The following is a 15,485-nucleotide window of genomic DNA, read 5'->3' as shown; positions in this document are numbered from 1 at the left end:
ATGCGCCCGATCAGCGTCGCCATTTAGTCATCGCTTTTTCTTGAGATAGCACGCTCATTACCGGAAACTAAACGTTCCTGAATTCTGAAAAGAGGTTGCTATGACAGCTCCCCTGTTTGTATCCGCTGACTGGTTGCATGAACATTACACCGAGGAAACCCTGCAGGTGCTGGACGCACGCATGTTACCGCCTGGTCAGGAAGCGGTGCGCGATATTCAAGCCGAATATCTCGCAGGCCATTTGCCCAATGCGCCTTTTTTCAATATTGAAGCGCTGTCCGATCACACCAGCGCCTATCCGCACATGATGCCGCGCCCCGAAGGTTTTTCCGTGGCGATGCGTGAACTGGGCGTCAGCAGTGACAAACATTTAGTGGTGTACGATGAAGGTAATCTGTTCTCGGCACCGCGGGCATGGTGGATGCTGCGCGCTTTTGGCGTTCAGCACGTGTCTGTTCTGGCTGGTGGTTTACAGGGCTGGAAAGCGGCGGGCTTCGCAGTTGAAACCGGCCCGGTAACCCTGCCGGAGGGCGAGTTTGAAGCGCACTATGATGAAGGCCAGGTTAAACGTCTTAACGATGTGCTGCTGATTAGCCATGAAGGCGGCGCGCAAATTGTCGATGCGCGGGCCGCAAATCGTTTTAATGCCGAGGTGGATGAGCCACGTCCAGGGCTGCATCGCGGCCATATCCCGCATAGCCTTAACGTGCCGTGGAATGATTTAGTGGCGAATGGCGAGCTAAAGCCGGTGGCCGAATTACGCGAGCTGTTTGCTAAAGCCGGCGTAGACGTGAGTAAACCTGTCGTTGCTAGCTGCGGCTCGGGTGTCACTGCGGTGGTGGTGATTCTGGCGCTGACTACGCTGGGCGCGCGCAACGTGACGCTTTATGACGGCTCATGGGGTGAATGGGGGAGTCGCGACGACTTACCGATTGAGAAATAACAGAAAGCGCGGCTTCAGTGCCGCACTTTTTTAGATAATACGCTGGCTTCCTTTGAAATCGCGCAGGAAGCTGCCCCAGCGACGCTCATAAAAAGGAGTGATGTGCGCCGTAAAGAAATGGCTGATACCGCGATCGTCTACCGTCACTTCGCAAATATCAACTGGCGCATCCTCCGGCAACGTGTCAGTCGCTACGCTGCCTGCCGCCTGGATAATCTCGTCAATATTGCTTTCCGCTTCAATACCGATCAGCAGATTGGGCGTGTCTTCGGCACGCTCGCGAATGCTGGCGATGAATGCGCGTCGTACCTGCTTATACTTGCTAAACAGCTGCGTCAGAGAATCGATCACCTGTGCAGGCGGTTCCGCCACTTCCGATAACAGCAGTGAATGTCCGCCTTCCAGCACCGTTTGCTGACTCAGCGCGTTCCCTGCTTCGCCCAGCAAATGGCTGATCTCAGCCGGAGAGAACGCTTTGCCACTCGATAGCCTGGGATTCAGAAACAGCGTTTCACCGCGTGTCATTTCAAACAACGTTCGCACCGGCAAGCGCAGGTACGCTTGCTCCTCACTGATGGCTTCACTCATCGCCTGCTCTGACGTAAAAAACGGAATGACGCTGCTGCCATCCTCTTTTTCCCAGTGCTGCAAATCGACCGGCGTATTCGCGTCGAGCTGTGGCGTGGTACTTTCGCCCGGCACCCAGGCATCCGACTCCAGCAGCAACTGAAAAAATTCCGGTCGATGCGCAGGCTCCGTTGCCGCCAGCTTCAGCACTTCTTCAAGACGATTCATATTCTACTCTCAAAAAAGCGGCGACCCGTTGGCCACCGTCGGGATCAATTTACTTCAGTAACAGGTTTGCCAGTGTGCGCACACCTAAGCCGGTTGCGCCCGCAGACCATTGTTCAACTGCGCTTTTACGATACGTTGCTGAGCAGTCGATGTGCAGCCAACCCTGCTGATAATGAGTGACAAAATGCGACAAGAAAGCGGCCGCGCTGCTGGCCCCGGCTGAATGCGCCGGACTGGCGATATTGTTCAGATCGGCAAAGTTGGACGGCAGGTGATTGCGATGGAACTCCGCCAGAGGCAAGCGCCAGAAAGGCTCGTTTTCGCTGACCGCGCTGCCCATCAGAGATTGCGCCATAACGTCATCAAAGGTAAACAGCGCGTGGTAATCGTTGCCAAGTGCCGTTTTTGCCGCACCGGTCAGCGTAGCCGCATCAATCAGCAAGGTTGGCTTCTGCTCGCTGGCATCAATCAGGCCATCGGCTAATACCAGGCGCCCTTCTGCATCGGTATTCATCACTTCAACGGATTTACCGTTGCGATAGTGAATGATGTCGCCCAGCTTGAAGGCGTTACTACTGACCATGTTATCGGCGCAGCACAGATACAGTTTTACGCGCTTGTTCAGCCCCCGTGAAATGGCCATTGCCAGCGCGCCGGTTACGGTGGCCGCGCCGCCCATGTCAGATTTCATCGAGTCCATAAAATTACTCTGTTTCATGCTGTAGCCGCCGGTATCAAAAGTAATTCCTTTGCCTACCAGACAGGCATAAACCGGCGCATTCTCGTCACCCGTTGGATTGAAATCTAACGCGAGGAAAGCAGGCGGACGGTTTGAACCACGCCCTACGGCGTGTAAGCCACTGTAACCTTGCTCGCGCAGGTCCTCACCTTTGGTGATGCGATAGCTGACGGCATCGCCGCCCACTTCGTTAATCAGATCCACCGCGTTGTGGGCTAAAACTTCCGGGCCCAGCTCTTCCGCTGGCAAGTTAATGATGTCACGCACCCAGTCAATGATCCTCAGACGGCGCGAAAATTCTGCCTGCTCATGCTCGCCTAGCGTTGGCCAGTCAACCTGACGTTTACCTTTCGGCCCGCGATAGCCTTGCCAAAAAGCCCAGCACTGTTCGAGGTGCCAGCCTTCGCCGACCAGCGCCACATGGCGCACGCCTTGTCCATCAATTTTGCGCGCAGCACGTTGAATCGTCATCAGCGTATCATCGCTGGTTAAGTGCAGCGTCATGCCGCTGTCGTTGCTGGTCAGAATAGCTTTTTCGCCCCAGCGCGCATCGGCGGGCTGGTTGCTAAGAGTGATGTTCATCGGTTGCGTAGTCATCGCGAAGCTCCGTATATGTTATAAGTTTCATCCAGGCAAAGTGTAGGAACGGCCTGTGAAGGTGTTAGGTGGAATGCGCAGACTGTTCTGATAGCAGATTAATTCAGGCGACGCCAGCACAACCCGGTGAATGATGCCGTTTCCAGAATGCTGCAATCAGCGGATTACATTCAGCGTGCGCAGGCGCGTGACCGATTTCTGCACCAGGGTAATGGCGTAGTCAATCTCTTCTTCAGTGGTAAACCGTCCCAGCGAGAAGCGCAGCGAACTGTGTGCCAGCTCTTCGCTCAGGCCCAGCGCGCGTAATACATAGGAAGGTTCAAGGCTGGCCGACGTACAGGCTGAGCCCGAGGAAAGCGCCAAATCTTTCAGCGCCATGATCAAGGATTCGCCATCAACATAGGCAAAACTGACATTAAGAATATTGGCAGAGCTGTGCAGCAGATCGCCATTGATATAGACCTCATCCAGTACGCTGAGTCCTTGCCATAAGCGATCGCGCAGCCTCTGCAAACGCGCCATTTCTTCTTCACGCACGTCGCGCGCAATCCGATAGGCTTCGCCCATGCCAACAATCTGATGCACCGGTAACGTTCCCGATCGCATGCCGCGCTCATGACCACCGCCATGAATCAGCGCATCAATTTGGGTACGCGGTTTACGGCGTACATATAACGCGCCAATCCCTTTCGGTCCGTAAACTTTGTGCGCCGAAAACGACATCAAATCTACGTTCAGTTCGCTGAGATCGAGGGGCAATTTGCCGACACTTTGTGTCGCATCAACATGGAACAGAATGCCACGTTCGCGGCATAACTCCCCCATGGCAGCAATGTCCTGAATCACACCCGTTTCATTATTAACATGCATGATCGATACCAGCACGGTGTCGTCACGCAACGCAGCGCGTAACGCTTCCGGGGTGATGATGCCATTGGCGGCGGGCGACAGGTACGTGACGTCAAAGCCTTCCCGCTCCAGCTGTTGACAGCTGTCGAGCACCGCTTTGTGTTCAGTTTTGCTGGTCACGATATGTTTGCCGCGCGTCTGATGAAAATGCGCGGCACCTTTTATGGCGAGATTATCGGATTCAGTCGCGCCAGAGGTAAAGACGATTTCACGCGGGTCAGCATTGACCAGCTCCGCGACTTGATTGCGCGCAACATCAACCGCTTCTTCTGCTTGCCAGCCAAAACGGTGAGATCGAGAGGCCGGGTTACCAAACGTGCCATCCAGCGTCAAAAATTGCATCATTTTGCTGGCCACACGCGGATCGGCCGGCGTGGTCGCGGCATAATCCAGGTAAATCGGTAATTTCATTGCGCTACAGCTCCGTATAAGAATTCATACGTCTTTATAGCAGAAACGGCCCTGACCGCGTTAGCAGTAAGGGCCGCAGCAGCAGAGGCCGGAATTAAGACGCGCGCAGGTTAACGTTGATTTCCTGTGCTCGCGGATTCTGGAAGCGACGGTTGTCGTTGGCATTCTGACGATCGGCAACATCAAGGATTTCCTGATTATTCACCAGTTCCGCCAGCGTAATGTTGTTCAGAAACTCGCTGATGCGCACGCTCAGGTCGCGCCACAACACGTGTGTCAGACAACGCTCACCGCCCTGGCACCCTTCTTTACCCTGACATTTAGTCGCATCGACAGATTCGTCAACCGCGGTAATCACTTCGCCAACGGCGATAGTATTTGACTCTTTACCTAACAGATAACCGCCGCCAGGGCCACGGACGCTGGCAACTAAGCCATTTTTACGCAGACGTGAGAATAACTGCTCCAGATACGACAACGAAATGCCCTGACGCTCAGAAATATCAGCGAGCGGAACCGGGCCTTCATGGGAATGAAGGGCAACGTCCAGCATAGCAGTAACGGCATAACGTCCTTTGGATGTCAGTCTCATAGCGTACGACCTCAATAGCGTCCGGTTATCGGAGGATTAACGAAAGATGTCTGGAGTCTGACATTCCCGAGTAAATTGGTCAACTATTTAACCGAGTAATTTACTCAACTATTATCGTCGCCATTTTTGTGGGTTTTACGTTTCTCAAAAGAGGAAAGCATGCCGCGCAAAATATTGAGTTCATCGCGTTCAGGACGCGCACGGGTATAAAGGCGGCGCAACTTGCTCATCACCTGTCCCGGATTGGCTTCACGAATAAAGCCACTGCTCAGCATCATTTGTTCCATATGCTGATAAAAACGTTCCAGATCGTCTACCAGCGGATAGGGGGATTCTTCATATTGTGGTTTTGGCTTCGCGGCTTCCTGCGCCTGCAACCATGCCATCCGCACTTCGTACGCAATAATTTGCACCGCCATTGCCAGATTCAGCGAACTGTATTCCGGGTTCGCCTGTATCGCAACGTGATAATGACACTTCTGCAACTCATCGTTCGTCAGGCCAACGCGTTCACGACCAAACACCAGAGCGACCGGCGCCTGCTGCCCCTCCTCTACGCTTTTGATGCCGCATTCGCGTGCGTCGAGCATTGGCCAGGGCAGCGAACGTGAACGCGCGCTGGTACCTACAACCAGACTACATCCGGCGATGGCCTCGTCGAGCGAATCGACAATTTTGGCTTCGCCAATCACGTCGCTGGCGCCCGCCGCCAGCGAAATCGCCTGTGAATCGGGCTTGACCAGCGGGTTAACCAGATAGAGATTCGTTAAACCCATGGTTTTCATGGCGCGCGCAACGGAGCCCATGTTGCCGGTGTGAGAGGTTTCCACCAGTACAATTCGAATATTTTGCAGCATAATTGGGATTGGTCAGAAAATGATGGCGCGTAGCCTAACATAAAAGGAGGACATTTACCGAACACGCTGATATACTCCGCGCCGTTTTCCCCGTTCTTTAACATCCAGCGAGAGATACCGATGCATCCGATGCTCAACATCGCCGTGCGCGCAGCGCGCAAGGCCGGAAATTTAATTGCCAAAAATTACGAAACCCCGGACGCAGTCGAAGCCAGCCAGAAGGGCAGCAACGACTTCGTTACTAATGTTGACCGCGACGCAGAAAGCCTGATTATCGAAGTCATTCGTAAATCATACTCGCAGCACACCATCATCACCGAAGAAAGCGGTGAACTGGCGGGCGAAGATCAGGACATTCAATGGGTAATCGATCCGCTGGATGGCACCACTAACTTTATCAAACGTTTGCCCCACTTTGCTGTTTCTATCGCCGTGCGCATTAAAGGCCGCACCGAAGTTGCCGTGGTTTATGATCCTATGCGCAACGAATTGTTCAGCGCGGTACGTGGCCAGGGCACTCAGCTTAATGGTTATCGCCTACGCGGCAGCATCGCTCGCGATCTGGATGGCACCATTCTGGCAACGGGTTTCCCGTTCAAAATGAAACAGCATGCTCCCGCCTATATGAATATCGTCACCAAACTGTTTACCCAATGTGCCGACTTCCGCCGCACCGGTTCTGCTGCGCTGGATTTGGCCTATGTGGCAGCGGGTCGTGTTGATGGTTATTTCGAAATCGGCCTGAAGCCATGGGATTTCGCCGCGGGTGAATTGCTGGTGCGTGAAGCGGGCGGGCTGGTGACTGACTTCACCGGTAATCACAGCTATTTGCATTCCGGTAATATTGTCGCCGGTAATCCACGCGTAGTGAAAGCACTGCTTTCCTGCATGCGTGAAGAATTAAGCGAAGCGCTGAAACGCTAAAAAAATAAGGCGGCATTGAATGCCGCCTTATTTATCATTTCTCAACTACGTTAATGTATCCGCTACATTAACGACGTTCGTGGCCCAGCACCTGATGCGGCTGAGTACGACGCCCTACCATACCCATTACACCAGCCAGGATGGCTTCAATAATTAACATAAAGAACGCATACCAGCTGGCTTTCGCCGTGGCTGCAGCAGCCTGCTGTGCCGCTTTACGCGCTTTTTGTTCTGCCTGTTGTTTCAGCTCCTGGTATTTTTGCACCGCCTGCTGATAGCTTTGCTCAGTCTGCGCAACGATCTGATCGACTTCCTGATCGCTTTTACCGGTCCGCGCTTTGATGATATTTTTCAATGCGTCGCGATCGGCTGCTTGCAATGTATCGGAATGACGATTCATTACGCTACGTACCCAGTTAGCTAAATCAGTATCGGCTGTTTGCGGATGGTTAGCAGTATTAGAGGCTTGATTCTCTGCATTTTGCGCTTCGTTATTTGCATCCTGTTTTAAATTCTCAGGCTGTAATTCTGGCTTGCCGGTTTGGCGAAGCGTAGTTTCTAGCTGATTTTGCAGATCATCTAAATTAATATTATTTTCTTGCAGTTTATCTTTCGCCATTTGCGTCACTGATGGCGCGGCGGCGGAAATACCACTACCTAATGCCTGGAAGCCAGATCCAACAATATTCATCGCGCCGCCTAAAACGCTGCTCGCAAGTGAAATTGCCAGATAAATGGTGAAAACAGTGCTCAGACCAAACATCAATAAACCATGTAGTGCTCCTTCGCGTTGAGCAAGACGTCCGGCTATATAGCTACCGGCCGCCATCGCGATCAACATGTCCACCGCAGTCCATACCAGGGCACCTGTGCCGATATGCTGCAAAGGGTTTTGTTCATCCATAGGATCGATAGTCGTTGCGCCAATAGCGGTTCCTAGCAGGGCAAGTAAAATGTGCACAATTAACGCACAAATCACCCCAGCAAAAACGGCGCTCCAGGAAATACGTTTCAGCGGCAAATCGGCAGACGTTGTCGTCACCGTTTGAGTAGTGCCATTATTAATCCGGGTTTCAGCCATAATATGTTCTCCTTGAACCAGACGTAGAGCAATTTTAATTATTCAACCGCACAAAAAGATGTCCGATTAGTCGTTATTAGCGTAGACAGAAAAAACATTTTTCACCAGCAAAGCGCAAAGAGAAATACAAACTTTAACGCGCCGTGAAAATAACCCGCAAGGAGAGAAAGCGCAGGACGATATATTTACCGTTGCGCTTTTAAATATCAGAAAGGACGAATACCGCTGCTCATTACAGGTTGTACCGATTGCCATAATGCGACACCTGCAACTATTAATATCAGGCTGCCTGACAGAGCCAGTAACGGCATAAATAGACGTATATTGCTCGCCGCTACGTTGTTTTTCCCTAATCGCTGAGCGAAAGTACGCGAACGCTGTACTATTAAGCCTATTGCTGAGATGGTTAACGCTGTACCCGCTGCCATGACCCCTGCCGACACTACGCCCCACAGATAAACACCGATCACTTTGGCAAATAATAGCATCATGATCGCACCTGAACAGGGGCGTAACCCCATCGACATCACCACCAGCAGCTGGGTTTTCCAGTTCACCGCCTCAGAAATCTGTTGCGCATCTGGCAGGTGAGCATGGCCGCATCCGCAATGTTTATGGTGCTGATGGACGGCTTGTATTGCATAAAGGGTCATCGTTGGGCGCGAACGCCATAGCCGCCACAGTGATTTCAGTGCGCGATAGCCAATCCACACACCCAGCCCAATAACCAGCAGATAACTGCCCTTCTCAAGCCAGAAACTACTGAGGTGCAGCTGGCGCGACGAGGTTTGCAGAATTACCAGCATCAGCGTAACCAGTACAATGGCTGTCGAACCTTGCAGCAACGATGCCAGCAGGGTTAGCCTCATACTGGTTTTTAGCTTTGCCGGATGGGTTGCCAGAAACGTGGTAATCACGACTTTGCCGTGCCCCGGTCCCAGCGCATGCAGCACACCATAGATCAGACTGAAGCCGACCAGCGAAAAACCTGCCTGCTGCGGCTGTGCGGCAACCTGTTGCAGTAGCTGAGTCATTTGCTGATGCAGCTCTCTCTGCCATAACACGCTTTGCAATAAGATTTGCGGCCAGTGCAGCCAAAAAGTCGCGCCCAGCAAAATGATGATGCCTGCTGCTAACCACAGCGGCCAGCGACGTAGCGAAACCTTCATTAATGGCATGCCAAAATCACCGTTTGGGCAAATTGCCGTCCTAAATCCACGTCTTCGCGCGGCGCATCGGCTTTATCCAGCGACAGCGCATATTGCTTTAGCGAATCAGCTGGCTCAGGCGTGTTGAGCCTGAACTGGCAACGCGAGCGTAAAACGGCAGGCAGACTCAGCGCGTTGGCACTGGCATAAGTCATATCGACAAAATAGCTGGGATCAAAAGTAACGATTTCAAAGCGTTGCCCGTTCAGCACGGGGGGCTCTGCCAGCAGCAGAATAAATTCCAGCACCGCTTTATGTCCATTGCGAGAAAGATTGTACTCTTTTGGCAGATTCAAAAATTTCACCCGCTGCTTGTTGTGCCAGATTTCAGAAAAATAGTGCTGGCCCAACACATTCGCCATCACGCCTGCCGCCAGCTTCTTCCATACCACCGTGCCGGGCTTCGCCTTGCCAGCGTCATACAACAGATCGGCAGAGGTGATCTCATCCATCGTCCAGGTCATTTTAAGGGCGGTAAAGCGATCCCCGTCAGCCATCAGTTCCGTTTTCATATCAATAAAACTATGTGGATGTGCGAAGACATCCGAACTCATCAATATCAGCAAAGCAAAAAGTGCGCGTTTCATAATGTTATAAAGTAACGTTTCCGTCAAAAAGAGTCCATTAGTAACAAAAATTTGTGACCCGCTTTAAACCTCTGAGCAAAAAACCGGCCAATCTACGCAGTGAACTTATACCTTGACTATTCTTAGCTCAAAATTACTCGCTGGAATTTAGATTGATGAGTTCTGCTACATCTTCAGCACCACTCTTCACCCGTTCACAGCGTCGTTGCCATCTTTTGTTACTGTTGTTTCTGCCGTCTCCCGCGCTAACGCTTGAAAAACTCTGCCAGCTTAATCGGGTAGAGCCTGCGGTTGCCCGACAGGATATTGCAGATGTCAGTGATGAGATACAGCGCTACCACCAACTGGAACTGCATCAAATGGTGGACGGCAGTTTACGTATTCATGGTACGGAGCTGGACCGACGCATCTGTTTGCTGCATAACCTGCGGCGTAGTCTGCGCTTGTCGCAAGATTTTGTCTGTGAACATTTTGCCATGCCGCTGCGTCAGCGTTTGCAGGTAATGAAGATTGAAAAAGCATTATACGATGAGATCAATTTACAGGCGTTGATTCAACACTGCAGCCTGCGGCTAGCACGTGATTTCAGCCCACGTGATCGCCTGTTTTTGCAGATTTTTATGAAATACGGTTTGTGCCAGCGCCAGCCAGCCTTGTTCAGTACACGCCAAGCTGCCTGGTTACAACACAAAGCCGAACGTGATGCGGCGCTGGATGTAATTCATCACTGGCAAAAGCGCTGTCACCTCGCCCCGCCGATCAGCGAAGCTGATTTTTGGACGCTGCTGTTCAGTTTGATCCATGCGCCCAATGCCGCATCTTTACAGCACCCCAGCGAATACCGCCTGATACAGGCCACCGATAGGTTAATCGATGATTTTGAACGCGGCGCAAAGGTGATATTCGCCGATCGTAGTGAGCTGCAACACCAGCTTTTTACCCACCTCGCGCAAGCATTAGATCGCATCCATTTTAATATCGGCATTGATAACAGCGTGGCGCTGGACGTTGTACGCCTTTATCCTCGCCTGCTGCGTACTACTCAGCAGGCGTTAACCGTTTTTGAAAGTGATTACGAGGTTGAATTTAACCCCGAAGAAGTCAGCTTGATCACGGTAATTTTTGGTGCCTGGCTGATGCAGGGAAACGCGTTACAGGAAAAACAGGTACTGCTACTGACGGGTGAAAATAGCGCGCTAGAGCAGGAAGTTGAGCAGCAGATCCGTGAGATCACACTGCTGCCGATCAATATAAAGTACCAGGAAATGAATGATTTTCAGCATAATGGTGCACCACGTGAAATAGACCTGGTGATTTCCCCTTACGCCGCCTCGCTGCCGCTGTTTTCGCCGCCGCTGATTCACGCTGAGCTGCCGCTGACAGCACATCAGCAGCAGCGAATTCGTTATTTACTGGAATCGTAACCTGGACGCAAAAAAAGCGCAGGTAACGCTATCAGCGCCATAACCCAGAACACATAGCCTTGCAGATGGGTGAACAGCACGCCACAAATCATGGTCACAATGGCAATGCCACCCCCCATCGCCAGCGCGGAATAAAGCGATTGCAGACGAATCACGTCTGTACCTTTGCGTGCGGCGATAAAACGCATCGCTGCCAGATGACAAACGGTAAAGCTACCGCAATGAAGAATCTGCGCCACAATCAGCAGCGGCAGTGCCGTACTGGCACCCAGCAGTCCCCAACGGAGCAGCGAGCAAATCGCGGATAACAGCAGCAAATCGCGGGACGACCAGCGTTTAAACAGGACGTGGCTCCAGGCGAAAATAACGATCTCTACCACCACGCCGAGTGACCATAAATATCCCACCACGGAGGCTGAGTAGCCGCTCTCTTGCCACCAAATAGCGCTAAAGCCGTAATAAGCGGCATGCGCGCCCTGTAACAGCGTGACGCATAACATAAAGCGCCAAACTGCGCGCGCTTGCAATAACACGCGCCAGGCGTCCCATCCGCCATCGGCTGCGCCCTGTCGTTCGCTACCCTGCGGTTGTGTGGCTGGCGAAAGCATCATTCCTGCCAGCATGCTAATCGCGCCAATTGTTAACAACGCCAGAATAGCCTGCGATGAATACGCGTTAACCAGCATGCCGGTTAACGCCGAGCTGATAACAAACGCCAGCGATCCCCAGAGTCGCACCGGACCATAAGCCAGACCAATTTGCTGTGTCCAGGTTGCCGCAAGCGCATCGCTAAGCGGCACCAGTGGCGAGAAAAACAGATTGAAACCCACCATCAGCAGCAGTAGCCACAGCCATTGCTGCCCTATCCAGTAACCGACAGCGAACAGACACGTCATTAACGCCAGCGCACGCAATGCGGTAATCAGTTGAGACGGATTGCGAACTTGCGAAGCGATCAACAGGCTGCCAACAAAACGCGCAACCATACCGCAGCCGAGCAGCAAACCGATTTTTTCAGCCTCCAGGCCAACGCCTTTTAGCCACACGCCCCAGAAAGGCAGGTAAATGCCATAACAAAAAAAGTAGGTGAAATAACTTAATCCGAGCCATTTGGCGGAGCCGATTTCCATATTCCTTCCAGCAAGAGTGCGTCATTGCAGCAAGCATAGCCACGGCCTGGCAGTGCAATAGAATGTACAGCAGTAAAAAAGGATGGCTTTCGCCATCCTTTTGTCTGTTTTGCTCAGCGGGTAATCGCTTATGCGTAAACCGGCAACCGGCTGCAGACATCCAGCACTTTCTGCTTAACGCGTTCAATGGTCGCTTCGTCGTTGATATTATCCAATACGTCAGCAATCCAGCCAGCCAGTTCGCGCACTTCTGCTTCTTTAAAACCACGGCGTGTCACTGCCGGCGTACCGATACGTACTCCTGACGTGACAAACGGGCTCTTCGGATCGTTAGGTACACTGTTTTTGTTCACGGTAATGTTAGCGCGACCCAGCGCGGCATCCGCTTCTTTACCGGTCAGGTTTTTGCTCACCAGATCAATCAGGAACAGATGGTTGTGAGTACCACCGGAAACGATGTTGTAGCCACGTTCAATCAGCACTTCCACCATCGCTTTTGCATTTTTCGCGACTTGCTGCTGGTAAGTTTTGAACTCAGGTTCCATTGCTTCTTTGAATGCCACCGCTTTACCTGCAATAACGTGCATCAGTGGACCACCCTGCCCTCCTGGAAAGACTGCGGAGTTCAGTTTTTTATACAGATCTTCATCGCCGCCTTTAGCGAGGATCAGACCGCCACGCGGACCCGCCAGGGTTTTGTGCGTCGTTGAAGTAACGATATGAGCGTGTGGAACCGGCGTTGGGTAAACATCAGCAGCAATCAGACCCGCCACGTGCGCCATATCAACAAACAGATAAGCGCCAACACTGTCTGCGATTTCACGCATTTTTGCCCAGTCGCAGATACCAGAATAAGCAGAGAAACCGCCCACAATCATTTTTGGCTTATGGGTTTTCGCCAGTTCAGCCAGTTCGTCGTAATCAATCTTGCCGGTTTCATCGATGCCGTAAGGCACCACATTGTACAGTTTACCGGACAGGTTTACCGGTGAGCCGTGCGTCAGGTGACCACCGTGTGCCAGGTTCATACCCAGAATGGTGTCGCCGGGTTGCAGCAGCGCAGTGTAAACCGCGAAATTAGCCTGAGAACCGGAATGCGGTTGCACGTTCGCGTAATCAGCGCCAAACAACGTTTTTGCCCGATCAATCGCTAATTGCTCAACGATATCAACATATTCGCAGCCGCCATAATAACGTTTACCAGGATAGCCTTCCGCATATTTGTTGGTGAGCTGCGAGCCTTGCGCCTGCATAACACGCGGGCTGGTGTAGTTTTCAGAAGCAATCAATTCAATATGCTCTTCCTGACGCACCTTTTCTTGCTCCATCGCCTGCCACAACTCGGCATCATAATCGGCAATGTTCATATCACGCTTTAGCATCCGCATCTCCTGACTCAGCTATCATTTTAACGGCAGTTTAAGCCCCCGCAAGGGGCGAAGGCCCACAGTGTAAACCGTTTTAATGGGTGAAGGTAGCGTGAATCCCCTCTTTTTACGCAAACGATTGGCCCCTTTCTGCTAAAGGATTTTAACGCTGTTTTGCAAGCCCAGCGCGACACGATTTTTATTCAGGTTATGGTGGAAAACTTTTCATTTTGCACCGAAAAGTTGCCACTCTATTACCCTGAAAAAAGAGCGGGTTATTTACAAACCGAGGTCATATCATTAAGATGCATTTAAAATGCAACTTATAAACACGAGGTCCTTTTTATGCTTGATGCACAAACTATCGCTACTGTGAAAGCCAGCCTTCCTGCCGTTGCGGCCTGTGGTCCAAAGCTTACCGCGCATTTTTATGATCGCATGCTGTCACATCATCCCGAACTGAAAAACGTCTTTAATATAAATAACCAGCGCAACGGCGCTCAGCGTGAAGCGTTGTTCAATGCGATTTGTGCTTATGGTGCAAATCTGGAAAACCTTGCCGCGCTGCTGCCAGCGGTGGAAAAGATTGCGCAAAAACACACCGGTCTGAATATTCAGCCCGAACAATACGCTATTGTGGGCGAGCATTTACTGGCGTCGATTAAAGAATTATTAAATCCCGGTGATGAAGTCCTGGCGGCATGGGGACGTGCTTACGGCGTACTGGCACAGGTGTTTATCCAGCGCGAAGAAGCCATTTATCAGGATTCAGAACAACAACGTGGTGGCTGGCGGGGAACGCGTGCGTTTCGCATTAGCGCCATTGAGGAGCAAAGTTCGGTAATTAAAAGCATCACACTCACGCCCGTTGACGGCGGCGCGGTGGCTGCCTTCCAGCCAGGGCAATATCTCACCGTCTACCTGCATCCCGCTTCGTTTGAGTACCAGCAAATTCGCCAATATTCAATTACCAACAGCAGCAACGGCAAGGATTATCGCATTGCGGTAAAACGCGAAGCACAAGGCACTGTCTCTGGCTATCTGCACCGGTACGCCGTAGTCGGCGACGAGATTCAGCTGGCCCCCCCACATGGCGACTTCTTTATGCAAGTGACGCCTGAGACGCCAGTTGCACTTATCTCTGCCGGTGTTGGACAAACGCCCCTGCTGGCAATGTTACATGCTTTGGCAGAACAACAGCATGCCGCCCCGGTTAGCTGGTTACACGCGGCTGAAAATGGTGAACAGCATGCTTTTTCTGCGGAAGTCACCGCGACGGGGGGGTGTCTGAATGATTTTGAACAGCAGGTCTGGTATCGCCAGCCAACAGAACAGGACGCCGGGCGTTTTACCGCACAAGGCTTGATGAATTTAACTACGCTGCCAGCACGTCTGCAGGATGTAAACACCCACTTCTATCTTTGCGGTCCGCTGGGCTTTATGCAGTTCGCAGGCGGCCAGTTACGGGATGCGGGTGTGGACCTGGCGCGCATTCATTATGAAGTTTTTGGACCACACAAAGTACTGTAATAAAAAAAACCGCAGCGGTAACCGTTGCGGTTTTTCTATTGAATGCGGGGTTAAATCGCCTCTTCGTCTTCTTCGCCGGTACGAATACGCACCACGCGCGCCACGTCAAAGACAAAGATTTTACCGTCACCAATCTTGCCGGTCTGTGCGGTTTTCATGATGGTTTCCACACAGGTATCAACAATATCATCACCCACCACCATTTCAATTTTCACTTTTGGCAGGAAATCGACCATATATTCCGCACCGCGATACAGTTCGGTATGGCCTTTCTGACGACCAAAGCCTTTAACTTCGCTCACGGTCATCCCGGTAATGCCTACTTCGGCTAAGGCTTCACGCACATCATCGAGCTTGAACGGTTTGATAATTGCATCGATCTTTTTCATGT

The 15,485-nt window shown here is 51.9% G+C and carries 15 protein-coding genes; 4 read left to right on the top strand and 11 right to left on the bottom strand.

The features are described 5' to 3' along the window. Positions 1-100: 100 nt before the first annotated feature. Positions 101-943 carry a 3-mercaptopyruvate sulfurtransferase gene (sseA, locus tag H2P46_RS07930; RefSeq protein ID WP_193404601.1) on the top strand — a complete coding sequence of 281 codons (843 nt, stop codon included), beginning with the start codon at positions 101-103 and terminating at the stop codon, positions 941-943. Positions 944-973: 30 nt separating this feature from the next. Here sseA and sseB read toward each other — a convergent pair whose 3' ends face one another. From sseB to trmJ, 5 genes are all read right to left on the bottom strand, one after another. Beyond that, positions 974-1,738, bottom strand: coding sequence for an enhanced serine sensitivity protein SseB (sseB, locus tag H2P46_RS07925; protein ID WP_193404600.1), 765 nt, complete (start codon positions 1,736-1,738; stop codon positions 974-976). A 49-nt stretch (positions 1,739-1,787) separates the two neighbouring features. Further along, the gene (pepB, locus tag H2P46_RS07920) at positions 1,788-3,074 is read right to left on the bottom strand and encodes an aminopeptidase PepB (RefSeq protein WP_193404599.1); all 1,287 of its coding nucleotides are present in this window, start codon (positions 3,072-3,074) and stop codon (positions 1,788-1,790) included. 156 nt (positions 3,075-3,230) lie between these two features. Beyond that, entirely contained in the window at positions 3,231-4,394 is a 1,164-nt protein-coding gene (locus H2P46_RS07915; protein WP_193404598.1) for an IscS subfamily cysteine desulfurase, read from the bottom strand. Positions 4,395-4,488: 94 nt separating this feature from the next. Next, on the bottom strand, positions 4,489-4,986 hold the full coding sequence (iscR, locus tag H2P46_RS07910; protein WP_193404597.1) for a Fe-S cluster assembly transcriptional regulator IscR: 498 nt from the start codon (positions 4,984-4,986) through the stop codon (positions 4,489-4,491). 104 nt (positions 4,987-5,090) lie between these two features. Beyond that, positions 5,091-5,843, bottom strand: a complete 753-nt coding sequence (gene trmJ, locus H2P46_RS07905; protein WP_193404596.1) for a tRNA (cytosine(32)/uridine(32)-2'-O)-methyltransferase TrmJ — start codon at positions 5,841-5,843, stop codon at positions 5,091-5,093. Positions 5,844-5,963: 120 nt separating this feature from the next. Between trmJ and suhB the strand changes: the two genes are divergently transcribed. After that, the gene (gene suhB, locus H2P46_RS07900; RefSeq protein WP_193404595.1) at positions 5,964-6,767 is read left to right on the top strand and encodes an inositol-1-monophosphatase; all 804 of its coding nucleotides are present in this window, start codon (positions 5,964-5,966) and stop codon (positions 6,765-6,767) included. 67 nt (positions 6,768-6,834) lie between these two features. On the opposite strand, the gene H2P46_RS07895 is transcribed toward suhB, so the two are convergent. The 3 genes from H2P46_RS07895 to H2P46_RS07885 form a co-directional block, all read right to left on the bottom strand. After that, complete coding sequence (locus H2P46_RS07895; RefSeq protein ID WP_193404594.1) at positions 6,835-7,848, bottom strand: TIGR04086 family membrane protein; 1,014 nt, start codon at positions 7,846-7,848, stop codon at positions 6,835-6,837. Between the two features lie 206 nt (positions 7,849-8,054). Next, positions 8,055-9,026, bottom strand: a complete 972-nt coding sequence (locus tag H2P46_RS07890; RefSeq protein WP_193404593.1) for a nickel/cobalt transporter — start codon at positions 9,024-9,026, stop codon at positions 8,055-8,057. Then, complete coding sequence (locus H2P46_RS07885; protein WP_193404592.1) at positions 9,017-9,643, bottom strand: DUF1007 family protein; 627 nt, start codon at positions 9,641-9,643, stop codon at positions 9,017-9,019. The genes H2P46_RS07890 and H2P46_RS07885 overlap by 10 nt, the downstream gene beginning before the upstream one ends. A 155-nt stretch (positions 9,644-9,798) precedes the next feature. On the opposite strand from H2P46_RS07885, the gene csiE reads away from it, so the two are divergent. Then, a complete protein-coding gene (gene csiE, locus H2P46_RS07880; protein ID WP_193404591.1) occupies positions 9,799-11,067 on the top strand; it encodes a stationary phase inducible protein CsiE in 1,269 nt (422 codons plus the stop codon). Here csiE and H2P46_RS07875 read toward each other — a convergent pair. Continuing rightward, entirely contained in the window at positions 11,049-12,197 is a 1,149-nt protein-coding gene (locus tag H2P46_RS07875; RefSeq protein WP_193404590.1) for a 3-phenylpropionate MFS transporter, read from the bottom strand. The two genes, csiE and H2P46_RS07875, sit on opposite strands and share 19 nt — an antisense overlap. Before the next feature lie 128 nt (positions 12,198-12,325). Continuing rightward, a complete protein-coding gene (gene glyA, locus H2P46_RS07870; protein ID WP_193404589.1) occupies positions 12,326-13,579 on the bottom strand; it encodes a serine hydroxymethyltransferase in 1,254 nt (417 codons plus the stop codon). A 330-nt stretch (positions 13,580-13,909) separates the two neighbouring features. Between glyA and hmpA the strand changes: the two genes are divergently transcribed. Continuing rightward, the gene (gene hmpA, locus H2P46_RS07865) at positions 13,910-15,094 is read left to right on the top strand and encodes an NO-inducible flavohemoprotein (protein WP_193404588.1); all 1,185 of its coding nucleotides are present in this window, start codon (positions 13,910-13,912) and stop codon (positions 15,092-15,094) included. 50 nt (positions 15,095-15,144) lie between these two features. Here the strand turns inward: hmpA and glnB are convergent, their stop codons facing one another. Further along, positions 15,145-15,483, bottom strand: coding sequence for a nitrogen regulatory protein P-II (glnB, locus tag H2P46_RS07860; protein ID WP_007886217.1), 339 nt, complete (start codon positions 15,481-15,483; stop codon positions 15,145-15,147). Between the last annotated feature and the right edge of the window lie 2 nt (positions 15,484-15,485).

Origin of the sequence: Mixta mediterraneensis, assembly GCF_014946725.1 — a bacterium.
In the GTDB taxonomy this organism is placed as follows: Bacteria; Pseudomonadota; Gammaproteobacteria; order Enterobacterales; family Enterobacteriaceae; genus Pantoea; species Pantoea mediterraneensis.
This window is presented reverse-complemented; position numbering and strand designations above follow the sequence as displayed.